This window comes from Massilia soli, from assembly GCF_016809835.1.
Taxonomy (GTDB): Bacteria; Pseudomonadota; Gammaproteobacteria; order Burkholderiales; family Burkholderiaceae_D; genus Telluria_A; species Telluria_A soli.
This window is the reverse complement of the sequence record NZ_JAFBIL020000001.1, coordinates 330,762-356,702: the sequence shown is the minus strand read 5'-3', so window position 1 is coordinate 356,702 and position 25,941 is coordinate 330,762. Positions and strand designations below refer to the sequence as shown.

20 protein-coding genes are annotated in these 25,941 nt (G+C 64.1%); 14 read left to right on the top strand and 6 right to left on the bottom strand.

Going from position 1 to position 25,941, the window contains the following annotated elements:
* Positions 1-33: 33 nt before the first annotated feature.
* On the bottom strand, positions 34-519 hold the full coding sequence (locus I4X03_RS01640; protein ID WP_223464688.1) for an Lrp/AsnC family transcriptional regulator: 486 nt from the start codon (positions 517-519) through the stop codon (positions 34-36).
* A gap of 126 nt (positions 520-645) precedes the next feature.
* On the opposite strand from I4X03_RS01640, the gene I4X03_RS01635 reads away from it, so the two are divergent.
* Positions 646-2,772: an aminotransferase class V-fold PLP-dependent enzyme gene (locus I4X03_RS01635; RefSeq protein ID WP_223464687.1), complete on the top strand. Its 2,127-nt coding sequence runs from the start codon at positions 646-648 to the stop codon at positions 2,770-2,772.
* 111 nt (positions 2,773-2,883) lie between these two features.
* Positions 2,884-4,530: a CehA/McbA family metallohydrolase gene (locus I4X03_RS01630; RefSeq protein ID WP_223464686.1), complete on the top strand. Its 1,647-nt coding sequence runs from the start codon at positions 2,884-2,886 to the stop codon at positions 4,528-4,530.
* 102 nt (positions 4,531-4,632) lie between these two features.
* Here I4X03_RS01630 and I4X03_RS01625 read toward each other — a convergent pair whose 3' ends face one another.
* Positions 4,633-5,208 carry a TMEM165/GDT1 family protein gene (locus tag I4X03_RS01625; protein WP_223464678.1) on the bottom strand — a complete coding sequence of 192 codons (576 nt, stop codon included), beginning with the start codon at positions 5,206-5,208 and terminating at the stop codon, positions 4,633-4,635.
* Positions 5,209-5,360: 152 nt separating this feature from the next.
* Between I4X03_RS01625 and I4X03_RS01620 the strand changes: the two genes are divergently transcribed.
* Together I4X03_RS01620 and I4X03_RS01615 are read left to right on the top strand one after the other, a co-directional pair.
* Entirely contained in the window at positions 5,361-7,217 is a 1,857-nt protein-coding gene (locus I4X03_RS01620; RefSeq protein WP_223464675.1) for a M1 family metallopeptidase, read from the top strand.
* Between the two features lie 20 nt (positions 7,218-7,237).
* Complete coding sequence (locus tag I4X03_RS01615) at positions 7,238-8,851, top strand: serine hydrolase (RefSeq protein WP_223464673.1); 1,614 nt, start codon at positions 7,238-7,240, stop codon at positions 8,849-8,851.
* On the opposite strand, the gene I4X03_RS01610 is transcribed toward I4X03_RS01615, so the two are convergent.
* The 4 genes from I4X03_RS01610 to I4X03_RS01595 all read right to left on the bottom strand — a co-directional run bounded on the left by I4X03_RS01610 (position 8,852) and on the right by I4X03_RS01595 (position 12,718).
* Entirely contained in the window at positions 8,852-9,526 is a 675-nt protein-coding gene (locus I4X03_RS01610) for an RES domain-containing protein (RefSeq protein WP_223464670.1), read from the bottom strand.
* A gap of 4 nt (positions 9,527-9,530) precedes the next feature.
* Positions 9,531-10,055: a hypothetical protein gene (locus I4X03_RS01605; RefSeq protein ID WP_223464668.1), complete on the bottom strand. Its 525-nt coding sequence runs from the start codon at positions 10,053-10,055 to the stop codon at positions 9,531-9,533.
* A 133-nt stretch (positions 10,056-10,188) separates the two neighbouring features.
* The gene (locus tag I4X03_RS01600; RefSeq protein ID WP_223464666.1) at positions 10,189-11,739 is read right to left on the bottom strand and encodes a S1C family serine protease; all 1,551 of its coding nucleotides are present in this window, start codon (positions 11,737-11,739) and stop codon (positions 10,189-10,191) included.
* Positions 11,740-11,920: 181 nt separating this feature from the next.
* A complete protein-coding gene (locus I4X03_RS01595) occupies positions 11,921-12,718 on the bottom strand; it encodes a class I SAM-dependent methyltransferase (RefSeq protein ID WP_223464665.1) in 798 nt (265 codons plus the stop codon).
* Between the two features lie 368 nt (positions 12,719-13,086).
* On the opposite strand from I4X03_RS01595, the gene I4X03_RS01590 reads away from it, so the two are divergent.
* Genes I4X03_RS01590 through I4X03_RS01545 form a run of 10 tightly spaced genes read left to right on the top strand, consistent with a single transcriptional unit; the run spans position 13,087 to position 25,938 of the window.
* Positions 13,087-14,724 (top strand): TldD/PmbA family protein, encoded by a 1,638-nt coding sequence (locus tag I4X03_RS01590; RefSeq protein WP_223464663.1) that lies wholly within the window; start codon positions 13,087-13,089, stop codon positions 14,722-14,724.
* 8 nt (positions 14,725-14,732) lie between these two features.
* Positions 14,733-16,070: a TldD/PmbA family protein gene (locus I4X03_RS01585; RefSeq protein ID WP_223464661.1), complete on the top strand. Its 1,338-nt coding sequence runs from the start codon at positions 14,733-14,735 to the stop codon at positions 16,068-16,070.
* A gap of 18 nt (positions 16,071-16,088) precedes the next feature.
* A complete protein-coding gene (locus tag I4X03_RS01580; protein ID WP_223464659.1) occupies positions 16,089-17,726 on the top strand; it encodes a TldD/PmbA family protein in 1,638 nt (545 codons plus the stop codon).
* Between the two features lie 9 nt (positions 17,727-17,735).
* Positions 17,736-19,070 (top strand): TldD/PmbA family protein, encoded by a 1,335-nt coding sequence (locus tag I4X03_RS01575; protein ID WP_223464657.1) that lies wholly within the window; start codon positions 17,736-17,738, stop codon positions 19,068-19,070.
* An 11-nt stretch (positions 19,071-19,081) separates the two neighbouring features.
* Positions 19,082-19,702, top strand: coding sequence for a DUF4159 domain-containing protein (locus tag I4X03_RS01570; RefSeq protein ID WP_223464655.1), 621 nt, complete (start codon positions 19,082-19,084; stop codon positions 19,700-19,702).
* Positions 19,699-20,709 (top strand): AAA family ATPase, encoded by a 1,011-nt coding sequence (locus I4X03_RS01565; protein WP_223464652.1) that lies wholly within the window; start codon positions 19,699-19,701, stop codon positions 20,707-20,709. Before I4X03_RS01570 ends, I4X03_RS01565 begins: the two co-directional genes overlap by 4 nt.
* Positions 20,710-20,716: 7 nt before the next feature.
* Complete coding sequence (locus I4X03_RS01560) at positions 20,717-21,601, top strand: DUF58 domain-containing protein (RefSeq protein WP_223464650.1); 885 nt, start codon at positions 20,717-20,719, stop codon at positions 21,599-21,601.
* Positions 21,598-22,539: a BatA domain-containing protein gene (locus tag I4X03_RS01555; RefSeq protein ID WP_223464647.1), complete on the top strand. Its 942-nt coding sequence runs from the start codon at positions 21,598-21,600 to the stop codon at positions 22,537-22,539. The genes I4X03_RS01560 and I4X03_RS01555 overlap by 4 nt, the downstream gene beginning before the upstream one ends.
* Positions 22,523-24,517, top strand: a complete 1,995-nt coding sequence (locus tag I4X03_RS01550) for a DUF4175 domain-containing protein (protein ID WP_223464638.1) — start codon at positions 22,523-22,525, stop codon at positions 24,515-24,517. The genes I4X03_RS01555 and I4X03_RS01550 overlap by 17 nt, the downstream gene beginning before the upstream one ends.
* Positions 24,514-25,938: a hypothetical protein gene (locus I4X03_RS01545; RefSeq protein ID WP_223464635.1), complete on the top strand. Its 1,425-nt coding sequence runs from the start codon at positions 24,514-24,516 to the stop codon at positions 25,936-25,938. Before I4X03_RS01550 ends, I4X03_RS01545 begins: the two co-directional genes overlap by 4 nt.
* The last annotated feature ends 3 nt before the right edge of the window (positions 25,939-25,941 follow it).

Below are 25,941 nucleotides of genomic sequence, written 5' to 3'. Positions count from 1 at the left end.
CACGATTCACGGGCTAAATGTAGAGGCCAGTCGTTACGCGGGAAGGCCGTGCGAGACCAGTTCGAGGGGAAGCGCGGTGCTGTATTTGATCTGCTCCATCGAGAAAGCCGACGACACGCCCGACAGGCGCGCAGCCTTGATCAGCTTCTTGTAGAACCGGTCGTAGCCGTCGATATCGGTGGTAACGACCTTGAGCAGGTAGTCGACGTCGCCGCTCATGCGATGAAACTCGAGCACCTCCGGCAGGCTGATCACCGCTGCGGCAAAATTCTTCAGCCATTTCTCGTCGTGGTCGCCGGTGCGCACGCTGACAAAGACCGTCACCGGCAGGCCAGCCTTGCGCCGGTTGACCAGGGTGACCCGGCTCTCTATGTAGCCTTCTTCCTCAAGCCGTTTCACGCGCTTCCAGCACGGTGTGCTGGACAGGCCGATTTTCTCGGCCAGTTGCGCGATCGACAGCGTTGCGTCGCTCTGCAGGGAGGAAAGTATCGCGTAATCGTACTTGTCTAGATCGTTCATGTTAATTGGCGCATCTTTGAGGAATGAATGTTCTTAATTCTAGCTAAAAACAGCGATTTATGGAAAGTATTTGCCCGCCCGGATCGCTAATATGGAGGGGATATCACTTAACCCGGTAACACCGCCATGACCCACGACATCTACCTCGACGCCAACGCCACCTCGCCTGTACTGCCAGCTGCCATCGCGGCGGCCGCCGACGCCATGGCCGCCTGCTATGGCAATCCAAGCAGCGGCCACGCGACCGGCTTGCACGCGAAGCTGCTGCTTGACGGCGTGCGCGAACGTACGCGCCGCATGATCGGCGCGGGCTCGGGGAGTGTGATCTTCACCAGCGGCGCCACCGAGGCGATCCAGACCGCCGTGCTGTCTGCCCTGTGCGCGGTGCGCGAGCGCCAGGCGTCAGGCGAGTCGACCGGCGATCTGCTGCTGTATGGCGCGACCGAGCACAAGGCCGTGCCGGAGGCGCTGGCGCACTGGAACCGCCTGCTTGGCACTGGCTTGACGCTGCGGGTACTGCCGGTTGACGGCGAAGGGCGCCACCGGCTTGACGTGCTGCGCCAGCTGGCGCCGCGCGCGGCCATGGTCTGCACCATGGCCGCCAACAACGAGACCGGCACCATCTCCGACCTGGCCGCGATTGAAAAAGCGCTGCTGGTCTCCACGAGCAAAGCCTTTTGGATGGTCGACAGCGTGCAGGCGCTCGGCAAGCTGCCGCTGGCGCTGGAGAGCACGCGCATCGATTACGCGCCTTTTTCAGGCCACAAGCTGTATGCGCCGAAAGGCATCGGCATGCTGTATGTGCGCGATGGCGCGCCGTTCACGGCCCTGATGGCGGGCGGTGGGCAGGAAAGCGGCCAGCGCGCCGGCACCGAGAACATGGCGGGAATCGCGGCCCTTGGCGCGGTACTGGCGGCGCTTGAAACCGGCGACACCTTCCGCACTCCGGCGCAGCTGCATGGTTACCGCAGTCGGCTGGTCGCCAGCTTGCGCGAAGCGCTGCCGGGCATCGTCTTTAACACGCCGCTGCATGCAGCGCTTCCCACCACCCTCAACTTTTCCGTTGCCGGCTTGTCGAGCTCTGATCTGCTGGACGTGTTCGACGCCGCAGGCCTGCGCGTCAGTGCGGGATCGGCCTGTTCGGCCGCCAAGGCGGCGCCGAGCTACGTGCTTGAAGCGATGGCCCTGGAAGGGTGGCGCTGCGCATCGGCGGTGCGCCTGTCGTTCGGGCCCGCTGTCGATGACGCGTTTATCGACGCGGCATGCGAGCGCATTGCGCACTGTGGCAGGGCGATGCGTACCGGCGGCCTGGGCCAGCCGCTGCTGCATGGCGGCGAAGACGTCATCCGTGTCGCTCGTGATGGCGCAAGCGCCTGGCTGGCGCTGGATGAAGCAAGCCGTACCTGTGTCGTCATCGACCCTGCCGGCCCGCTGGTGGAGACGATCGCGTCGATGATCCGCTCGCGCCACTACCGCGTGCGCGGCATCGTCGGCACCAGCAGCGGCGTCGACGCCCTTGCCGTCCGCGCCAAGCTGGCCGAGCTTCTGGATGGCCAGCTTGACTTTGCCGGAACCGGCGATCCATTCGGCTGGCCCGCCGGAAGCGCCAGCGTTGTCCTTGGCCTCGCCACCAGCAGCGTTGGCATCGCGCTGGGCGGCCAGGTGGTGGCGCGTATTTCGCATGACGGCGACACCTCGCGCAGCTACCTGATGGGGATGAGCACCGGCGGCGCCCTGGCGCCTGCCGATGTGCGTTTCGCGTTCACAAATATGGCGCCGGCGGATACCCACCGCGACCCATCCGAGCAAATGGGCGGGCTGCTGAACGGCGACACCGTGGTCTGTCCTGCGCACGACAGCGCGAACCTGATCTGCACCACGCCGGCGTCCAGCGCGCGCGCAGTGCCGCCGCCCGACTCGATGGAACTGGATCCGGCCGACCTGGACCGCTTCCTGCGCGAGCGTCCGGACGCGATCCTGGTCGACGTGCGCAACCCATGGGAGCACGAAGCTGGCCGTCCAGTGATCCAGGGCCGCACCGCATGCAACGTGCCGCTGTCGCGGCTGCCCTCGCAGCTGGCGCAGTGGCTGGGTGTCGAATCGCGTCCCCTGGTGTTCATCTGCCGGCTGGGTACGCGCAGCCAGCGCGCCGCGCAATGCCTGCATCGCGCCGGATACGCGCAAGCCTGGCATCTGGGCGGCGGACTCGCGACGCATTTTTCCGTACGGAAAAGCGAACTTTCCCACTCTTAACTTTTGTCAATCAGACACTAATTAATTGACTCGATTCAATTGTAGAGGTCATGTCCCCGCCGCGTGAAGTTGCGAATATGTTAATAACGCAACTAATCCGCGGGGAACGCCATGCAATCGAATCACATCCGCAACGTCTTGTGGGCGGTGGCGGCGCTGACCGGCGCAGCGCCGGCGCTGGGCTCCGTCGCCGACCATCGCGAGTTTGACGCCACCCTGCACGCGCCGTATCAAGGCGACAAGCCGGACAGTGACGCGCGCACCTTCACGCTCACCTTCGATTATCCGTTCTCGCAAACGGCGCTGCCGGTCAACTGGCGCGTTGAGCTGCTCTCGCCATCGGGGAAGGCGGTGCAGCAATGGCGCGGCGCGCTCACGCTGAAAGGCCAGCCGGCCACCGTCAACCTGAAGTGGGAAGGGCGGCGCCACGCGCGGGGCATGCCGGACGGCGTCTACCGTGTGCGCCTGCATGCGCAAGCGCATGGCGACGTGATCGAGCAAGGCTGGGACATCGCCGTTGGCAGGCTGGCGGCGGCGGCGATGCCGCCGTTCCGCGCGATGTCGACCGGACCTGCCTCGACCGCCGCGCGCGGGCCGCTGCCACCATCTGCGGCGCCGGCGGCTGCATCGCTGCCGTTCACCGTCTATTTCGCCAACCTGCACAGCCAGACCAACCACAGTGACGGCGGCGGAGACCTCGGCAACTGCAAAGGCGCGCAGGCGCCCCAGGCCGGGGCGCAAGGCCCGCTTGAAGCTTATGCCTACGCGCATGCGCACGGTCTGGACGTCTTGATGGCCTCGGAGCACAACCACATGTACGACGGCTCCGACGGATCCAATCCCGAAGCCAGCGCAGGCGCGGCCAGGGCGCTCTACCAGCGCGGCTTGAAAGAAGCGGCCAGCTTCAGCAAAACCAATCCCGGCTTTCTCGCCATGTACGGCATGGAGTGGGGCGTCATCAACAACGGCGGCCACCTGAACATCTTCAACGCGCCCGAACTGCTCGGGTGGGAGCGCGACGCCAAGGGCGAGCCGATTGGCGACACCATCACCGCCAAGGGCGACTACCGCGCGCTATACAGCCTGATGCGCGAGCGCGGCTGGGTTGGCCAGTTCAACCATCCGGCGCTGGGCGGACAGTTTCTGGTCGATGGCGTGGCGATGGGCTACACGAAGGATGGCGACGAGGCGATGGCACTGTGCGAGGTGCTGAACACCTCGGCGTTCTCCACCAAAACCGGCGAGGACGAAACGCGCCGCAGCAACTACGAAATCGCCTGCAACAAGGCGCTGGAAGCGGGCTACCACGTCGCCTTCAGCAGCAACCAGGACAACCACTGCGCCAACTGGGGCGCGTCGTACACCAACCGCACCGGCGTGCTGATCCCGAACGGAACGGCGCTGACGCAGGCCAGCTTCATCGACGCGCTCAAGGCACGGCGCGTATTTGCGACGATGGACAAGAACTCGCAGCTGGTTCTGACGGCGAACGGCCAGCCAATGGGATCGCGCATCGCCAACAGCGGCCCGCTGCGGTTGATCGCACACTACGCCAACACCGAAGGCCGTTCGGTGGCCAGCGTCTCGATCATCGAAGGCGTCCCGGGGCGCAACGGCACGGTCAGCGAAGCCGCGGCGACGGCGGAAGCGACGCTCACCCCTTCACCGGGCGAGCACTTCTACTACGCCCGCATCACTCAGGACGATGGCAAGATCCTATGGTCAGCCCCGATCTGGGTTACCCAAGTGCCCGACTAAAAACTTCCAAAATCGGGGACAAACTTCCAAAATCGGGGACAGACCACCATTTTGGAAGATTCCAAAATGGTGGTCTGTCCCCGATTTTGGAATGTTTTTCAATCAGAAGCCGAGGCTCTTGCCGGCGCCGAGGAGGGTGGCTACGCCGAGCGCCAGGAACAGCGCTGCAGCGATGCCGTGTACCAGCTTGAGCGAGATCTTGTTGGCGATCCGTTCGCCGAAATAGACCGCCGGTACGTTCGCGATCATCATGCCGACCGTCGTGCCGGCCACCACCGCGATCACCGCGTCGTAGCGCGCCGCCAGTGCCACCGTGGCGATCTGCGTCTTGTCGCCCATCTCGGCGATGAAGAACGCGACCAGGGTCGTGGCGAACACGCCGTACTTGCCGAGACTGCTTTCTTCTTCGTCGAGCTTGTCGGGAATGAGCGTCCAGCCAGCCATCGCGATGAACGAGATGCCGAGCACCCAGCGCATTACCTCCGGTCCGATCAGGGTGTTGATCCACGCGCCCAGCGCGGCGGCGAACGCGTGGTTGGCCAGCGTCGCTACCAGGATCCCAAGCACGATCGGTACCGGCTTGCGGAATCTGGCAGCCAGCAGGAATGCCAGCAGCTGGGTCTTGTCGCCGATTTCAGCCAGGGCGACGATACCGGTGGAGATGACGAATGCTTCCATTGTTGGGGCGTTGGGCAAAGGGCGAATCATAGCAGGACACCCGGTAAATACGGCACGCGCGGCCGTCGGAGATGCTTTCGCCGCGCTGGCGGAAGTGATATTCTCCTCCGGCCCGGGAGCGTGCCGCTTCCGCACCATCATAGAGACGTCCAATGACCAAGATGACCTTCCTGAGGGTGGCCGCCGCCGCCATCCTCGCCCAGTGCAGCGCGCTCGCGCTGGCGCTCGATCCCCTCAGCTACGCCCGCTACGACCAGGTGAAAACCAGCGCGCTGCACATGGACCTGAAGGCGGACTTCGCGAAGAAGACGCTGTCAGGCTTCGCCGAGCTGTCGCTGGACTGGATCGACAAGTCGGCACGCAGCCTGGACCTGGATACGCGCGACCTGTCGATTTCGAAGGTCGAGGCGCAGGATGCCAAGGGAACGTGGAAAGTGGTGCCTTACACGATCGGCAAGCGCGACGCCGAAAAAGGCCAGGCGATGCGCGTCAAGCTGCAGGGCCAGCCGCAGAAGGTGCGCATCCATTACCGCACCGCGCCAACGGCGACCGCGCTGCAGTGGCTTTCGCCAGTGCAGACGATGTCGGGCAAGCGCCCTTACATGTTCAGCCAGTCGCAGAACATCGAAGCGCGTTCGTGGGTGCCGCTGCAAGATACGCCTGCCGTTCGCTTCACCTACACCGCGCGCATCGAGGCGCCGCAAGACCTGCGCGTGGTCATGAGCGCGGATAACGATCCGAACGCCACCGGCAAGGGCGGCTGGCGCTTCACGATGCCGCAGGCGATTCCGTCCTACCTGCTGGCGATCGCCATCGGCGAGATCGATTCGCGCACACTCGGCCCGCGCACCGGCGTCTACGCCGAGCCAAAACGCATCGAGGCCGCCGCCTACGAGCTGGCCGATACCGAGAAGATGGTCGCCGCCGCCGAGGCGCTGTACGGCCCATATCGCTGGGGGCGCTACGACATGCTGGTGCTGCCGCCTTCGTTCCCGATCGGCGGCATGGAGAACCCGCGCCTGACCTTCCTGACCCCGACCATGATCGCGGGCGACCGCAGCCTGGTCGACCTGATCGCGCATGAACTGGCGCACAGCTGGTCGGGCAACCTGGTGACCAACGCTTCGTGGAAGCACTGGTGGCTCAACGAGGGCTTTACCACCTACGTCACCACCCGCATCCTCGAGAAGATCTATGGCGAGGAAGTCGCCACCATGAACCTGCAGCTGGAGCAGGAAGAGGCGCTGGCGTCGCTGGCCGAGATCGCCCCGGCGAAGCAGGCGCTGATCACCAGGCACCCGGACACTTCGTCGGAACATTACACCGACGATGCGCTGGCCTATCCAAAGGGCGCTTGGTTCCTGCGCACCCTGGAACAGCGCGCCGGCCGCGAAGTGTTCGATCCGTTCCTGCGCGGCTGGTTCGACCAGCACGCGTTCCAGAGCGTGACCACCGAGCAGTTCGTGAGCTACCTGCGCAAGAACCTGCTGGAGAAGCATCCGAAGGTGTTGAGCGAGGCCGAACTCGAAGAGTGGCTGTACGGCCCGGGCATCCCTGCCAGCGCCACGCGCGCCGTGTCCCAACGCCTGGCCGCATTGAACGCCACGCGCGACGCATGGCTCAAGGGCGACGTGAAGACCGCGCAGCTCAATACCAAGAGCTGGACCGCCACCGAGTGGATGAAGTTCCTGAACGATATCGACGAGAAGGCCAGTGCCGCCCAGCTCAAGGAACTGGACCAGGCGTTCGGCCTGTCCAGCACCGGCAACAACGAAGTCGCGTTCCGCTTCTATCGCGCCTCGGTCAATGCCGGCAACCGCGATGTGCGTCCAGCGATCGAGGCTTTCCTCATGAGCGTCGGGCGCCAGAAGTTCGTGGTGCCGCTGTACACGGCGCTGCGCAAGAACCCGCAGGACAAGGCGTGGGCCGAAGGCGTGTACAAGAAATCGCGCGAGCGCTACCACCCGGCCACGCAGAAGAGCGTCGACAAGCAGATGACCAGCAAATAGGAACAGATCAAGTGCACACCATGACCAGACTCGCGGCAGCAGTGCTGCTCGCAATCAGTAGCTCCGGCGCCTTTGCCCAGGCTCCGGCCACGCCGGCCGCAGCGCCTGCGGCCCAGGCCCCGGCCTTCGACCTGGCGGCCGACGTCAAGCGCACCATGGCCACGTTCGACGTGCCAGGCATCGCCATCGCCATCGTCAAGGACGGCAAGGTCGTCGCGGCCCAGGGCTTCGGCGTACGCAAGCTTGGCGAGCCGGCGCCTGTGGACGGCAAGACCATTTTCGAGATCGCGTCGAATTCGAAAGCATTTACGGCAGCGGCGCTGGCCATGCTGGTCGATGAGGGCAAGCTGGCGTGGGACGACCCGGTTACCAAGCACCTTCCGGACTTCCGCATGTACGACGCCTATGTCACCCAGGAGATGACGGTGCGCGATTTGCTGGTCCACCGCAGCGGCCTTGGCCTGGGCGCGGGCGACCTTCTGTGGTGGCCGACCACGCAATTCACGACCGATGAAATCATCGACCGCCTCAAGTTCATTCGTCCGGCTACCAGCTTCCGCAACAGCTACGCTTACGACAACCTGCTCTACATCGTGGCCGGAAAAATCATCGCGCAGAAGGCCGGCAAGCCGTGGGGCGATGCGGTGCGCGAGCGCATCCTCAAACCGGTCGGCATGAACACGACCACCACCAGCCTGGCGGAAAACGCCGGCATCGCCAACGTCTCGGCCCCGCACAGCAAGATCAACGGCAAGGCCGAGCCGGTGAAGCCGATGCCAGTGGCGAACGCGGTCGGCGCGGTCGGCATCAACACCAACGCCGAGGACATCGCGCGCTGGATGAATGTGCTGCTCGACCAGGGCCGGATCGGCAAGGACGCCGATGGCAAGGACGTGCGCCTGTTCAGCGAGAAGCAAAGCCGCGAGATGTGGACCGCGCAGACCCCGATGAAGATCTCGGAGCCGAAGCCGGCGCTGGCCGCCACCCGTCCAAACTTCTACGCCTATGGCCTCGGCTTCCAGCTGCGCGACTACAAGGGCCGCAAGCTCGCCATGCACGGCGGCGCGCTGCAGGGCTTCTATTCGCGCGTGTTGCTGGTACCTGAGGAAAAGCTGGGCATCGCGATCTTTACCAACGCTGAAAGTGGCGGCTCGCTGGGCGCGCTGCAGTATCGTCTCCTGGATCAGTACATGGGCATCGCCCCAACCGACTGGATCAAGATCATCGGCGACATGGAGAAGGAGGCCTACGAGAAGGACCAGGCCGCGCAGAAGAAGGCCAGCTCCACGCGCGCCGGCAAGTCGCAGCCGTCACTGCCGCTGTCGTCCTATGACGGCCAATACCAGGATGCCTGGTATGGCCTGGTGACGATCCGGCCGGAAGGCAAGAAGCGCATCATGAGTTTTTCGAAGACGCCAGACCTGAGCGGCGAACTCGAACACTTCCAGCACGATACCTTCATCGTGCGCTGGAAGGAGCGTAACTTCAACGCCGACGCCTACGTGACGTTCTCGCTGAACCCGGACGGCAGCATCGATCGCATGAAGATGGCGCCGGTGTCGTCGCAGACGGACTTCAGCTACGACTTCGCGGACCTGTCGTTCACGCCAGTGAAGAAGGACAAGGCGGAGTAATCAGGGCGGCGCCTGGCAGCAGCGGTCAGTGCGCAATGCCTGGTATGCCGCGGTAGTGCCGAAGTGCCGCACGTCGACCGTGACGTGCGGCGCCAGTTGCCCGAGCACCCGTGATGACATCGCGATGGCGTCGTGGCCGCGGTGCTTGCGCGATGGGTACAGCATGCCGTGCACGCGCCCCTCGCAGCCTGCGATGACCTGGTCGACCATGGCGCCAAACCACTGGCACCACTCGTGGTCGCAAGACGATATCTCGTCAAAAATCCCCAGTTTGCTCGACGCCAGTCCGTTCAGGTCCACCAGCTTGAGCGGCGTGCCGAATGCGAGCGTGGCGATCAGCGCTGTCCGGGCGCCGCGTTCGATGTAGAAGGTGCCGGGCTGCTCGGCGTCGTTCAGGCACAGGCCTGCTTCCCACGCCGCCGTGTAGACGTCGTCGGCCGCGTAAATCCAGTGGAACGGGTAGCTGCCGTCGGCGCCGCGCATCGCCGCAGGCGGGCCGAAACGGTAAGTGCGCTCGACCCGCGCGGGGAGGATGGAAGCGCTGTTCCACGCCGCTCGGGTGATGGGCGCGCGCGTCTCGATGGTGGCGACGTGGGCAAGCAGCGTGTCTTGCAGTAGCGCCAGCGGTGGCAGGCGTGCGGCGATATGGCCGGGTGGGGTGGGATTTCTGAGCATCCACTCAGCTTATGATGCCCGCCTTTCCGGCAGACTGTTGTTGCGCAAACTCGGAGACTTTTTGCTGGCGTACAACGGCGGGTTGGTCGAGCAGGAAACGCTGGGCCGGGTGCAGGGAGCCGGTTGTTGCAAATGGCAGCCCGGCTAACACTTCCGCAGGAGACAGCTCGTTCAGTTCATCGGCGCGGGTAACCCAGAACGCGTGAATCTGGGTGCCGGGCAGGGTGGATAATTGTTCCAGGACGCTGCCGATCAACTCGGGAACAGGCTCAACAAATTGCCATGCCGGAAATAGCCGGCCAATGGTTTTGCCGCGCGGCGTGGTGGTGTAGAAGCGCCGCTGTTCCAGCGCCCGGTACAGCGTGGCTTGCGACATGGCAACCAGTCCCTGCGCTACCACGTCGGCGGCGCGCAGCCGGGTCACGGGCAGGCTGGCGCTGGCCGACTGCGGATGATTAAGCGCAATAACAGTGGCATCGAATGCCTGCTGCGCCGCTGCGGCGAGGGCGTCGCGCCCCGCACCGGGCATCGATGGCGCCAGCCTTTCCTCTACTTCGTGCGTGAAACGCTCGACAAATTGCTCAGCCCAGCCAGCCATAAGTCCTCCCGGTCAGATAACCCCACCGTATCAGACTTTCGCAAGTTTATCAAGATTCGCGAGTTTATCGTTTGATCGGGGTTTTGCCGTTCCAGACATTCATCATGTCCTGGCTGCCCTGGGTGCGGATTCCATTGTCAGTCAGTACAGTTTCAGTCGCTTCCAGCATTTCCTTGCGCGGGAACACGATGGTTTCGCCGGCGCGCTGGTCGAAGTGGATCACGACCAGCTCATCTTTGAGATCGCGCAAGATGGCCACCAGGTGCGCCAGGCTGCGCACCGGCACCTTGTTGATCGAATAGATGACCGACGTGAAGCGGTTGCTGTACCCGGCGCTGAGCTTGTGCGGGAAGAAGGGTGCGCTGACCACGACCAGTTCTTCGCGCTGCGCATCGGGCTCGTCGCCGCGGCGCGTGATCAGGGGATTGCCCATGAAGCTCAGCGCGCTCAGGCCGGCGGCGTTGGCAGACAGCGCGCCGACGAATTCGGCGCTGGCGCGCGCGAACACCATCGGGCCGTAGATGAAGTACGACGGGTAGCCGCCGTCCAGGTCCTTGATCAGCATCTTGCGTTCGGATTCCAACGGCAGCTGCACCTGCATCGGCTTGCCCGCGCGGACCACGGTCAGCGGCACCTTGCCGTTCTTGGCCAGCCGCTGCACGTGGTACTGGAAGCGCACGCGCAGGTTTTGCCCAAGCTTGACCATCGCCTGGTTGTCGACCGGCGTCTCGCCGATGTGCGTGATGATGTCCCACTCCTTCAGCGGGCCGTCCTTCCGGTGCGGGCCCTGCACCACCGCGCCCTCGACCGATTTGTCGACCTTCAGGTAGCGGCGCAGGACCGGGTTCTCCAGTGTCTGGATGTAGTCGAGCATGACCGGCTTGCCGTCGTAGCGGCCGTCGGCGACGTCGGCCAGGAAGATCTCGATTTCCTCGTTCGGGATGATGAATCCCATGTTCTGGACATTGGTGCCGGTGGCGTAGGCCAGGCCGATCATCTTGTCGTCGCCGATGACCGGGCCGCCGCTGTTGCCCGGGTTGATCGCGGCATCGATCTGGATGCGCAGGCCGGAGGTGTTGAAGTTATAGTTGACGAATTCAATGCGCGAGACGATGCCCTTGGTGATCGACAGCGAGTTGCCGCCGGTCGGATAGCCGTAGGCGAACACCGCGTCGCGCACGGCTGGCAGCACGTTGGTGCGCGCCACCGGGGCGTGGGTGTCGAAGAACGATTCGTCGTCGAGCTTGAGCACCGCGAGGTCGATCCCGCGCGCGATCGCCACCACGGTGGCGCCGATCTTGTCGCCCGACTGGCTGGCCTGGATCTCGACGCGGCTGGCGTAGCCGACCACGTGCGCGTTGGTCAGGATGCGCTTGCCCTCGATGACCACGCCCGATCCGGTCGCCTCCTGCGGCGCCGCTTTGCTCCACGGCTTGAACAGGTCTGGGCGGCGCAGCGTGGTGAATACCTTGACCACCGAGTTCTCGAGGTTGGCGGGAATGACAGGGGCGGGTGCCGGGATGGCCGGGGCGACGGGCGCTTCTGGCGCTTGCGCGCGGGCGGCGAGGCTGGCGACGGCGAGGAAGGCGGCAGCGATAATGCGATTGATCGTCATGGTGTGGTTCAGGTGATGTCGGTGAACTGATTCTAGCGCGTCGGATACCGGTAGCCCGGAAACCGTCATTCCCGCGAAAGGGGGAATCCACGCCGAGCATCCAGTGCCCGGGCAGTATGGATTCCCGCCTGCGCGGGAAGTCATTTCAGGCAGTGCCGGGAATGACGGGGTTACGTGGCGCTTACTGCTTGACGAACTTGAGCGTCATGCGGTCGCTCTCGCCAATCGCCATGTACTTCTCGCGGTCGACTTCCTTGTTTGCCAGCGTTGGCGGCAGCGCCCATACACCCTTGTTATGGTCGGCCTTATCGTTCGGATTCGCGTTCACTTCCGACTTGGCAGCGAGCTTGAAGCCGACGCTCTCGGCCATCTTGATGACATAAGCCTCATGCACATAGCCGTTGTCCCCGGCCGCACGCGCTGCCGGCATGCGGTGATCGACCACGCCGAACACGCCGCCTGGCTTCAGCGTCTCGTGCACCTTGGTGAAGATCTCCTTGACCTTGTCGTCGCCGGCGCCAATCCAGTTGTGCAGGTTACGGAAGGTCAGCACCATATCGGCGCTGCCGGCCGGAGCGATGTTGTAGCTGGTCGGCGGTTCGAACAGGCCGCGCTGCACCTTGCCGAACACCGCTGCGTCGCTTTCCAGCTTCTTGGTGAAGTTCTCCGCATAGCGGCGCGCTCCCGGCTTGGCCGACTCCGGCGATTCGCCAGCGCTGATCAGCTTGCCTTTGTCGCGCAGGTAGGGCGCCAGGATCTCGGTGTACCAGCCGCCACCTGGAGACAGTTCAACCACCGTCATGGTCGGCTTGATGCCGAAGAAGGTCAGCGTCTCGTACGGATGGCGCGCCGCGTCGCGCGCGGAGTTCGCGGCCGAACGGTGCTTGCCTGCGATGGCTGCCTTCAGCTCGTCGTGTGCGTGCGCGGTACCTGCTGCTGCGGATGCTGCCAGCACGGCGGCCAGGATCAGTTTTTTCATGTCGTTGTGTCTCCCAAGATGGTTGAATGCCCGGCGATCATCGAACAAGGTCCGGCGCCGGTCAAGTGCATTCTAATATGCATACGTCTTTACCATCCGCGCCTGACCCGGCAATGCATGTACATACTGTCCGATCGCCCTGCCGGACAGTTGCGCGGACAGCGCGGACACCCAGCGGGCAACGGGGCCGTTTAAGAAATCAACAACTTAGCAATTGGCACAAACTTTGCGTGTTCAACTCACTGTTTTGCTGGTATGGTTTCTGCTGCTTTTAATCAGGCAATTGATCGCCAGAAGACTGTACTTACAACAAGAGCGGCCGGCATATGCATGGCGCGCCGCTTCCCTCGGGAGTATTTGGAGATACTATGGAACGACGCGCATTCCTCAACATCAGCGGATTAGCTCTCGGTACGATGCTTGTACCGATCTTCGGCAATGCTGTCGCAGCTGACGAACTACTCAACCCACTGGCAGACAAATTCAAGAAGGCGCTGGCCGATACGGCCCTCAACGCCGCCACCAGTGCCGGCGCGAGCTACTGCGACGTCCGCATCGGGCGCTACCTGAACCAGTTCATCACCACCCGCGACCTGAACGTTGAAAACATCACCAACACTGAATCTGTCGGTGTCGGCGTGCGCGTTGTCTGCAACGGCGCCTACGGCTTCGCGGCCACCAGCGACATGTCGCCCGATTCGGTCGCAGCCGCGGCGCGCCAGGCAGTGGCCATCGCCAAGGCCAACGCCAAGCTGCAGGTCGAGCCGGTGCGACTGGCGCCGCTCAAGGGCGTCGGTGAAGTGAAGTGGGCGACGCCGATCAAGAAGGACTGGCGCGCCGTTCCAATCAAAGAGAAAGCCGACCTGCTGATCGCAGCGAACAAGGCGGGCCTCGATGGCGGCGCCAACTTCATGCAGTCGCTGATGTTCCAGGTGAACCAGCAGAAGTACTTCGCATCGACCGAAGGCTCGTACATCGACCAGGACGTGCACCGCATGTGGATGCCGGTGTTTGCGACAGCAGTCGACAAGGCCACCAACAAATTCCGTTCGCGCCAGGGCCTGTCGTCGCCGGTTGGCATGGGCTACGAATACCTCGACGCGCGTCCGGAAGACAAGCTGAAGGCTGCCGGCGGCGTCTGCACGCTGTACAAGAATTCGTATGACCTGATCGAAGATGCGCGCGCCTGCGGCCGCCAGGCCAAGGAGAAGCTGACCGCCAAATCGGTTGTTCCGGGCAAGTACGACCTGGTGCTCTCGCCTGAGCACATGTACCTGACGATCCACGAGTCAGTGGGCCACCCGACCGAGCTCGATCGCGTGCTGGGCTATGAGGCAAACTACGCGGGTACCAGCTTCGCCACGCTCGACAAGTGGCAGTCGAAAAAATTCAAGTACGGCGCCGAGCGCGTCAACATCACCGCCGACAAGACCGTGCCTGGCTCGCTGGGCGCGGTTGGATACGACGATGAAGGCGTGCCGACCAAGAAGTGGGACATCATCCGCGACGGTATCCTGGTCAATTACCAGGCCACCCGCGACCAGGCCCACATCATCGGCGAAAAGGAATCGCATGGCTGTTCGTACGCAGACAGCTGGAGCAGCGTGCAGTTCCAGCGCATGCCGAACATCTCGCTGGAAGCAGGCAAGAAGAAGCTGACCCCGGACGAGATGGTCAAGGACATCAAGAAGGGCATCTACATTGTCGGCGCGGGTTCGTTCTCGATCGACCAGCAGCGCTACAACTTCCAGTTCGGCGGCCAGCTGTTCTATGAAATCAAGGACGGCAAGATCACCGCGCCGCTGGAAGACGTGGCGTACCAGTCGAACACCCAGGAGTTCTGGAGCGCGTGCTCGGCGATCTGCGATGAGCGCGACTGGCGCATGGGCGGTTCGTTCTTCGACGGTAAAGGCCAGCCTAGCCAGGTCAGCACCGTCTCGCACGGGTCGAGCACCACGCGCTTCAACGGCATCAACGTGATCAACACCGCTCGCAAGATCGGCTAAGGACCAACATGAAACTTCTCAATTCTGAAGAAACCAAGCGAATCTGCGACCGTGTCATGGCGCTGTCGAAAGCCGATGAATGCAGCGTGACCGTCAGCGGCAGCCGCACCGGTAACATCCGGTATGCACGCAATAACGTATCGACCGCCGGCCTGGTGGAAGACACCCAGCTGGTAGTGCAGGTCGCCTTCGGCAAAAAGCAGGGCACCGCGACCATTAATGAGTTCGACGACAAGTCGCTCGAAAAAGTGGTGCGCCGCGCTGAAGACCTGGCGCGCCTGGCGCCGGAAAATCCGGAATTCGTCGCCGCTGTCAGCAAGCAGGCATTCCGCCCGACCAGCACCTTCAGCGCCAAGACCGCTGCCATCGATCCTGATTTCCGCGCGCAGACAGCGGCGTACAGCATCGAAGAAAGCCGCAAGAACAAGCTGGTGGCGGCAGGCTTCTTTACCGACAATACGTCGTTCGAAGCGATCGCCAATTCCAACGGCGTGTTCGGCCACCAGGAAACCACCGGCCTCGATTTCACCTGCACCGTGCGTACCGAAGACGGCCGCGGGTCGGGTTGGGTCAAGCGCTCGGCCAACGACGTGTCGCGTTTTGACGCGCGTGAAGCGTCGAACGTGGCAATCGAAAAGGCGCTGCGCTCGGTTGACGCCAAAGCGCTGGAGCCAGGCCGCTACACCGTCATCCTGGAACCTGCCGCAACGTCGGACCTGATCGGCTACATGATGAACGGTTTCGACGCACGCCAGGCCGATGAAGGTCGCAGCTTCCTGTCGAAAAAAGGCGGCGGCACGCGCCTGGGCGAGAAGCTGTTCGACGAACAGGTCAACATCTGGGCCGACCCGTGGAATACCGACGTGCCGGTGCTGCCGTGGGACACCCAGACCATGCTGCCGCGCGAGCGCATGGCGCTGGTCAAGGACGGCCGCGTTTCGGCACTGGACTACTCGCTGTACTGGGCCAAGAAGCAGGGCGTGCGCGCGGTTGGCGCGCCGGGCAACTTGATCATGTCGGGCACCGACAAGACCACTGCGGAACTGATCGCCAGCACCAAGAAGGGCATCCTGGTCACCCGCACCTGGTACATCCGCCTGGTCGATCCGCAGTCGGTGCTTCTCACCGGCCTGACCCGCGATGGCACCTTCTACATCGAGAACGGCAAGATCAAGTATCCGGTCAAGAATTTCCGCTTCAATGAGAGCCCGGTGACGATGCTCAACAACATCGAGGAGATCGGCAAGCCGCAGATTATCGGCGGCGACGAAGTCCAGTATGCGATGGCGATTCCATCAATGAAGGTCCGCGACTTCAATTTCACGTCGCTGTCCGACGCAGTTTAAAAAGTTTGGAGTATTAGAGTGGAACGACGTACCTTCCTTAAAATTAGCAGCGGCGCCGCAGGCGCCCTGCTGATTCCCGTCTACGGCAACGCCATCGCTGCCGAAGAGTTGATGAACCCCGTTGCCGTCGCCTTCAAGAAGTCGCTGGCAGACGCCGCGATGAACACCGCCACCAAGGCCGGCGCAAGTTATTGCGACGTGCGTATCGGGCGCTACCTGAACCAGTTCGTCACCACGCGCGACCTGAACGTCGAAAACGTTGTCAACACCGAGTCGACCGGTGTCGGCGTGCGCGTGATCGCCGGCGGCGCTTACGGCTTCGCCGCGACCAACGACCTGTCGCTCGATGGCGTGGCCAACGCCGCACGCCAGGCGGTTGCCATCGCCAAGGCCAACGCCAAGCTGCAGGCCGAGCCTGTGCGCCTGGCGCCGGTCAAGGGCGTGGGCGAAGTGGCGTGGGTGACGCCATTCAAGAAGGACTGGCGCACCGTTCCGGTCAAGGAAAAAGCGGACATGCTGATCGCCGCCAACAAGGCCGGCATGGATGCGGGCGCAAACTTCATGACCTCGACCCTGTTCCAGGTCAACCAGCAGAAGTATTTTGCATCGACCGACGGTTCGTACATCGACCAGGACGTGCACCGCCTGTGGGCGCCGTTCACCGCCACCGCGGTCGACAAGGCCACCAACAAGTTCCGCACGCGCGACAGCCTGGCGGCGCCAGTGGGCATGGGCTACGAGTACTTTGACGCGCGCAAGGAAGACAAGGTCATGGCCGCCGGCGGCGTAACCACCCTGTACACCAAGTCGTACGACATCGTCGAGGATGCGCGCCTGGCCGGGCGCGATGCGCGCGCCAAGCTGACCGCCAAGAGCGTCGAGCCGGGCAAGTACGATCTGGTGCTCTCGCCTGAGCACCTGTTCCTGACCATCCACGAATCGGTCGGCCACCCGACCGAGCTCGATCGCGTGCTCGGCTACGAAGCCAACTACGCCGGCACCAGTTTCGCGACGCTCGACAAGTGGCAGACCAAGAAATTCAAGTTCGGCGCCGAGCGCGTCAACTTCTTCGCCGACAAAACCACCCCGGGCTCGCTCGGCGCGGTTGGGTATGACGACGAAGGCGTGGCATCGAAGCGCTGGGACATCATCAAGGACGGCGTGCTGGTCAACTACCAGGCCACGCGCGACCAGGCCCACATCATCGGCGAAAAAGAATCGCACGGCTGCTCGTATGCCGATAGCTGGGATAGCGTGCAGTTCCAGCGCATGCCGAACATCTCGCTGGCGCCGGGCAAGGCGCGCCTGACGCCGGACGAAATGGTCAAGGATGTCAAAAAGGGCATTTACATCCTGGGCCGCGGGTCGTACTCGATCGACCAGCAGCGCTACAACTTCCAGTTCGGCGGCCAGATGTACTACGAAATCAAGAACGGCAAGATCACCGGGCCGGTCGAAGACGTTGCGTACCAGTCGAACACCCAGGAGTTCTGGAACGCCTGCTCGGCGATCTGCGATGAGCGCGACTGGCGCATGGGCGGTTCGTTCTTCGACGGTAAAGGCCAGCCCAGCCAGGTCAGTGCGGTATCGCACGGCTCGTCGACGACGCGCTTCAACGGCGTCAATGTGATCAACACCGCGCGCAAGATCGGTTAAGGGAAAAACATGAAACAGCTGAACCAGGAAGAAGCAAAACGCATCTGTGACCGCGTGATCGGTTTTTCGAAAGCCGACGAATGCCGTGTGTCGATCAGCGGCGGGCGCACCGGTAATATCCGTTACGCGCAGAACAGCGTGTCGACCGCAGGTATCATCGAAAACACCGAGCTGACCGTCAGCGTCGCCTTCGGCAAGCGCCAGGGCACCGCCACCATCAACGAGTTCGACGAGAAGTCGCTGGAAAAGGCGGTACGCCGCGCCGAAGACGTCGCCCGCCTGGCGCCGGAGAACCCGGAGTTCATGCCGGCGGTAGCAAAGCAGGCATTCAAGCCGTCGAACACCTTCCGCGCCTCGACCGCCGCCATCGATGCGGACTACCGCGCCGACGTGGCATCGCACAGCATCGTCGCCGGCCGCAAGAACAAGCTGATGACGGCAGGGTTCTTCACTGACACCACCGGCTTTGAAACCGTCGCCAACTCGAAGGGCGTGTTCGGCCACCAGGAGTTCACCAACCTGAGCTTCACCTGCACCGCGCGTACGGAAGACGGCCGCGGTTCGGGCTGGGTGACGCGTTCGGTCAACGACGCCAGCAAGTTCGATCCGCGCGAAGCGTCGCAGGTTGCGATCGAGAAGGCGCTGCGCTCGGTCGATGCCAAGGCGCTTGAGCCGGGCCGCTACACCGTCATCCTCGAACCGGCGGCGACGTCGGACATCCTCCGGTTCATGTTCAACGCGTTTGACGCGCGCCAAGCCGACGAAGGCCGCAGCTTCCTGTCCAAAAAAGGCGGCGGCAATCGCCTCGGCGAAAAGCTGTTCGACGAGCAGGTCAACGTCTGGGCCGACCCGTGGGACAAAGACGTGCCGGTGCGCCCATGGGACAACGACTCGATGCTGCCGCGCGAACGCACGGACATCATCAAGAACGGCAAAATCGCCTCGCTCGACTACACCCGCTACTGGGCGCAGAAGCAGGGCATCGAAGCGAAGGGCCGTCATGGCAACATCATCATGGCTGGCGGCACCCGCTCGCTCGACGAGATCATCGCGTCGACCAAGAAGGGCATCCTCGTCACGCGCACCTGGTACATCCGCATGGTCGATCCGCAGTCGCTGCTGCTGACGGGCCTGACCCGCGACGGCACCTTCTACGTCGAGAACGGCAAGATCAAGCACCCGGTGAAGAACTTCCGCTTCAACGAGAGCCCGGTATCGATGCTCAACAACGTCGACGAGCTTGGCAAGCCGGTCGTGATGGGCGGCGAGGGACGCTTCCAGATGGTGCTGCCGCCGATGAAGCTGCGCGACTTTAACTTTACGTCGCTGTCGGACGCGGTTTAAACAGGATCCGGATGGCGAGCTACGATTTCTACTTCACGCGCCTGATGTACGACTCGGGCGACTGGGACGTGGATATCCGCATGCCCAGCAATGTGCTCAACTCGCTGGTGGAGTACACCACCTTGCGGGTTGACCCGGTCGAACGCGTGGTTGCCTTGTCGGACCCTAAGATGCTGGAAGCGCCGTTCTGCTACCTGGCCGGGCACAAGCTGGTGCAGTTCTCGCCGGCCGAGCGCAAGAACTTCGAGCGCTATGTACGCGGCGGCGGCTTTGTGTTCATCGACGACTGCAATCACGACATCGATGGCCTGTTCGCCAAGTCGCTTGAGGCCGAACTGGCGCGCATGTTCGGCCCCAAGGCGTTGCACAAGATCCCCAACAACCACCGCATCTATTCAAGTTTCTTTGAATTCGACGGCCCTCCGAACACCGGCGTGGAGCTCAATGGCTGGGGCGACGACCTGGTCCACGATTACCTGAAGGCGATCGAATTCAACGGCCGCGTTCGGGTTCTTTATTCGAACAAGGACTACGGTTGCGAGTGGGATTACGACTTTCGTAACAAGCGCTGGCTGGCGATCGACAACACGCGCTTTGCAGTCAATATTATTCAGTACGCATTGGGAGCATGAAAGTGTCGGAACGTGATGCAGTAGCATGGAATGAATCTGAAGTAGCCGACCTGACCGCGCGCGTGAAGGCGCTCACGGCCAGCATGTCGCGGGTGATCATCGGCCAGGACACTGTGATCGAGTCGCTGGTCATCTGCCTGCTCGCTGGCGGCCACGCGCTGGTCGAGGGCGTGCCGGGGCTGGGCAAGACGCTGCTGGTCAAGTCGCTTGCGCAGGCGACCGACATGCAGTTCCGCCGCGTGCAGTTCACGCCCGACCTGATGCCGTCGGATATCGTCGGCACCGAGATCCTCGAAGAAGACACCAGCACGAAGCAGCGTGTGTTCCGCTTCCAGAAGGGTCCTGTGTTCACGCAGGTGCTGCTGGCCGACGAGATCAACCGCGCGCCGCCCAAGACGCAGTCCGCGCTGCTTGAAGCGATGCAGGAGCGCTCGGTGACCTTCGCGGGACAGACCCACAAGCTGCCGCAGCCTTTCTTTGTGCTGGCGACCCAGAACCCGATCGAGCAAGCCGGCACCTACCCGCTGCCGGAAGCGCAGCTTGACCGATTTTTACTGCGCATCGACGTCGGCTACCCGACCGAAGACGAAGAAATGATGATGGTCTCGCGCACCACCCACGCCGGCCTGCAGGACGCGGTGCCGGCGATGGATGTGCAAACCCTGCTGCGCCTGCAGCAGCTGGTGCGCGATATCGAGATTGGCGAGCATCTGCTGCGCTACGCCACACGCCTGGTGCGCGCCACGCGTCCGCAGGATACCAAGGTGGCGAGCATCACCAAACACGTGGGCTGGGGCGCCGGTCCGCGCGCCGGACAGGCGCTGGTGCTGGCATCCAAGGCACGCGCATTGATGCATGGCCGGCTGGCTGTCACGCGCGAAGACATTGGCGAAATGCTGCTGCCAGTACTGGCGCACCGCGTGCTGCGCAACTTCGAGGCGGAAGCCGATGGCGTGGCGATCGCGGACATCCTGCAGTCGCTGCGCAACGAGATCAAGGTCGACTGAGCGATTCATGCTGGCCACGCCTGCGCTGCTTGCGCAAACCAATGACCTCGACCTGATCATCCGCTATGTCCTCGCGGGGCTCGGCCACGGCATCCACGCCGGGCGCGAACGCGGGGCGGGTGTCGAGTTCTCCGAATACCGGGCCTATGCGCCCGGGGACGAGTGGCGCCGCGTCGACTGGAAGCTGCTGGCGCGCGCCGACCGCTATTACGTGCGCGAAGCGGAGCGCGACAGCCACGTCGCCGTCTGGCTGTGGCTCGACGCGACCGCCAGCATGGCCGAGCCAAGCCTGGCGATGCCGAATGTCGACAAGCTGTGGTACGCCCGCACGGTGCTGGCCTGCCTGGCGGCGGTGGCCCAGCGCCAGGGCGATGCCTTCGGCCTGGTGGTGCTGTCCAATGGCCGCGTCAATTTCACGCCTGCCGCGCGCGGACCGCGCCAGATGCACCGGGTGCTGGCGCAGCTGTCGCGCGCCGAAGCATCCGGCGTTCTCCCACCGGCCGAAACGCTGCGCGCCAGCCTGCACTTTGCGCGCTCGCCCAGCCTGGTGTTTGCGGTCAGCGACTTCCTCGAGTTCCCCTCGCCGATGAGCGACGCGCTGCTGCGCCTGCGCCACATGCAGCACGACGTGCGCGCGCTGTGCCTGCAGACCCGCGCCGAAGTTGAGGCCAGCTTCCCGGCCGATAAGGCTTACCGCGATCCCGAGCAGGGCGATGGCGTGTTTCGCTTTGGTCCGGAAGCGCAGGCGGAATACCGCCAGCGCCGCGAGGCGCACTTCGCCGGCGTGGCTGCGGAATGGCGCAAGCACGATATCCGCGCGCAGTCGGCATGCATTGAAGATTCGGTCGCATCGGTCTTACGCGGATGGCTGCGGCAGGCGGGGCGCGCATGACGAGCCTGTGGTGGTTTGCACTGCCTGTCCTGCTGCTGCCGATCCTGTGGCACCGGCAGAAGCGCGAGCGGGTCACGGCTGTGCCGCTGGCCACGGCGCGCTTCCTGCCGCGCGCGCAACCGCAGCAGCGGCGCGTGTGGCAATGGGCTGAGCGCTTCCTGCTGCTCCTGCGCTGCCTGTTGCTGGCGTGCCTGATTACCTGGCTGGCCGACCCTATCGTGCCATGGCGCGGGAACAGCATCATTGTCGCTGACGGTAGCGATGCGCAAGCAGCCGGATTCGCGCGGATCGATGTCGCAGGCGACCCGCTGGCCTGGTTCGCCAGGCATGAACGCGAATGGCTCAGCGACGCAAAAGTGATTGTGGTTGGCGCCGTCGCGATGCCCGCCGAGAAGCCGCGCTTTCGCCATCAGGTCGAACTGCGCACCAAGCCTGCGCCGCTTGCGAAGTCCGAGCACCGCGTGGCATTGACCAGCAAACGTCCCGACGAGTGGCGTGCCATGTTTGCCGCACTCACTGGGCCGCAACGATACCTGTTCGACGGCGGGAAGCCGGAGCTGATTATCTGGGACGTGCCAGAAGCGCCGCCAGCGGACTTGCGTGCGCCGCTTTGGTGGATCGGCGACGCAGCGGCCTTCCCTGAACTGAAAAATGCGAAGCAGGTCGGCTCGCTGCGCTATGTGGACAGTCCGCGCGGACGGCTGTGGACCTCAGACGCGTGGCCACCCAAAGACGCCGCGTCGGCCCGGCGCCTGTTCGGAGACTGGCAGCGCCTGCATTACCCGCCGGTGCCCTACGTAGCGACATCGCAGCTGTTGGCGGCTGACCCGGCGGCGCCCCTCGGCCCCGGCACGCGCGCCCTGCGCGACATGCTGACCATGGCGCTGCTGGCGCTGTTTGCGCTTGAACGGATCGTGACGCATGCACGCAAACGCTGACATCTCGCGGCGCATCCTGCTGGCCGCCGTATGGCGGCGCGTTCCGTTATGGCTCGCGGTAGCCTTGCCGTGGGTGCTCTTGCGCACCTGGCCTGGCGTGCTCGCTTGCGCCGCGTGGGCGGCTTGGGACTTCATCCGCCTGCGCCAGCGCGTGTATGGGAACTGGACACGCTGGATCGATGGCGCGGTTCCTGAGCTGGAAGACAGCAGCGCCCTGCTAGTGCGCGCGGAAACGCCGGTTGGCAGGCTGCAGCAACAGCGCCTGCTGGCGCGCGTGTCATCGGCGATCGGCAAGGACCGGCTGCGTGCGATTGCGCGCGAGCGGGTACCGCTGGGCCTTCACTGGTTTGCAATCAGCGCCGTCGCGGCGCTTGGGTTCTGGGCGGCGCAGCTTACGGCCACTGACGGCGCGGTAGCAGCGCCCTCGCTTGCGCGCGCCGCCGCGGTGCAGAAATCCGAACTCGCCATGCGCATCACGCCGCCGAAGTACACGGGTGTCGCAGCTTCGCGCACTGCGCCGCGTGACTTGCTGGTGCCGGAGCAAACTATTGTTGAATGGTGTCTCAAGATGCCTCGCGAGGGCGAGCCGCCGATTGAACTGTCCGACGGACAGGTGCTCAAGATTGGCCAGCAGTGCGTGCGCTGGACCGCGACGGAGTCGGTGTTCTGGCGCTGGCGCGGTGCTCGCTACAACCTGAAAGTCGTGCCCGACAACGCGCCGCGCATCACCGTATCCATGCCGAAGCAGATGGTGCAGGTGCTTTCGCCTGATGCCACCAGTGCCCGTATCGCCGTGGAGGTAGTGGACGACTACGCCGTCACCCGCGCCACGATGCACCTGACCCTGGCGCGCGGCAGCGGCGAGAACGTCCGGTTCAGCGACCGCGAAGTTCCCTTGCCGGGATCGAAAGATCCGCGCGTGCGCAACTGGTCGAAGGACTGGTCGCTAGCCGACCTGGGCATGGAGCCGGGCGACGAGCTGTACTTCTTCATCCGCGCGTTCGACAACGCGGGACGCGCGCAGCAGTCGCAGTCGCCGACCTACACGCTGCGCCTGCCGGGGCCGGTCGAAGAGGGCGAGGAGAGCACGGCGCTGCCAATGCTGGTCAAGCCGGAGAACCTGCGCAGCCAGCGCCAGATCATCATCGACACCGAACAGCTGATCGCGGACATGAAGGCCAACCCGCGCTTGGCGGCGGCCACGCTGCAGGATCGCAGCCAGAAGATCGCCGGCGACCAGGCGATCCTGCGGCGGCGCTACGGCCAGTTCCTCGGCGAGGAATCGACCCTGTTCGGCGGCGAAGAAGAGCATAGCGAAGGCGACGGCCACGACCACGGCGGTGGTGGGGCAGGCGGCTCGTCTGCAGGGATGATCGCCGAATATGGCCACATGCACGACGAATCGGAGAACGCGACGATGTTCGACGAGGCGACCAAAAAGGTGCTGCGGCGGGCGCTGTCGGCGATGTGGGACGCCGAGAAGGCGCTGCGCGCGATTACGCCCAAGCCTGCGCTGGCACCCGAATACAAGGCGCTTGAAGCGATCAAGGAGCTGCAGCAGGCCGACCGTATCTACTTGCACAAGACCGCATTCGCGCCGCCCGCGATCAAGGAAGAGATTCGCATGACCGGCGACGTGGTCGGCGCCAAGAGCTACCGGCGCGAGCAGGCGGCGGCGGACCAGGCGATTCCTGCCGAAGTGCGCGCCCTGCTGCAGACGCTGGCCAGCGATGGCGCATTGCCGGCGCTGTGGACCCGCGATGCCCAGGACTGGATACGCGAACGTATCGCCAACGACGACCAGCGCCTGGCGGCGCAGCGCGCGGTCCAGGACGTGGCCGATGGATGCGTGCCGTGCCGGCCAGTGCTGCGCGCGTGGCTGCGCGGTGCGATTACCGAAGCACCGGTTGTGCTGCAGGCGAAGCCAGTGACCGAAACACCATTTACCCGCGCATGGCGCAGTGGAGCAAAGCCATGATGATGTTTGCGATAGCGCTGGCGATCGGTTGCGTCAGCGCTGTGGTCTACCTGCTGCGCAAGAAATGGCTGGACGCCGCGCTGGCGCTGGTGGCAGGCGCCGCGCTGGCCGGGCTTGTGGGTGAGTTCTCGCTGCCCGCGGAAGACGCCCAGAAGCCGATGAAGGTCGCTGGTGACGGCATGCGCGCCGCCCAATGGCACGACCTGCCTGCGCGTCCGATCGACTGGCAAACGCCATCGAGCGATGTGCTGCGACTCGATTTTCCGCGCCAGCTGACCTTGGGGCGCATGTTCACGCTGACGGTCCATCGCAGCAAGGCGGGCAGTGCGCGGCTCCAGCTGCTGGCCGAGAATGACCAGGTCATCGCCGAGGCTGTGGGCGCCGGCAAGGCCATCGCCGTCCAATGGCTGCCACCGGTGGTGGAAAGCCTGGTCCTGAAGGCGCGCCTGCTCGATGGCGCTGGCAAGGTGATCGCGCAGGGCCCAATTCCGTTCACCGTGCGTGAGAACGCCGCGCTGCAAGTGCAGGGCCGCTTCGCCGCGCCATCGTTCGATACGCGCGTGCTGAACGAACTGCTGTCCAACAGCAGCGCAGTACTCGACTGGCAGGTCACGCTCGGCAAGACCGTCACCCGTACCGAAACCGCACGCGAAGCGATGGCGGCACCCGGATTGATGGTGGTGGACGCGGCGTACTTCGAGCGCATTCCCGGCGCGGCACGAGGCGCCTTGCTGGAGCGGGTTGCCGGCGGCATGCCGTTGATCGTGCTGGCGTCAAACGCATCCGACACGAGCGTGTGGGCGCGTAGCCTGCAACTTAACCTGAAAGCGAGCGCCGACAAGGCCGTCGGCACGCCGCTGGCCATGGCGCCGGCGCCGTTCAACCCGACGGCGGGCGCATGGACGCCAGCTGGCAACCTGACGTGGACGCGCCAATGGCAGAACGGCCGCATCGTGTGGCTGGGCGCGGTCGACTGGCACCGCTATGCGATCAGCGAGCCGCGCGCGCTTGGCCTGTGGTGGCAGCGCGTGCTGGACGCGGCAGGCGTATCGAAGCCGCAGGAAGTGTCGTGGATCGACCCGGAGGAGATGCCGCTGGCGGGCCATCGGCTCGAAGTATGCGGCTACGGCGTGCGCGGCGATGCATGGCAGCGTCGTCCCGACAAGGCCGATGCGTCATGCATGGCAGTGTGGCCGGAAAAGGCGGGCTGGATGAAGGTCGATGCGAAGCACGCTGTGTATGTGTACGAGAACAGTGACTGGCCGCTGTGGCAGATGGCGCAGCGCCGGGATGCTACCGCACGTTATGCGGCGCGTACTCCGGCGCCGCAGGCAGCGGGATCGTCTCCGCTGCCTGCCTGGCCGTTCGCATTGCTGTTCACAATGGCGATGCTCGCGCTGTGGTGGCGCGAGCGGCGATAGTAC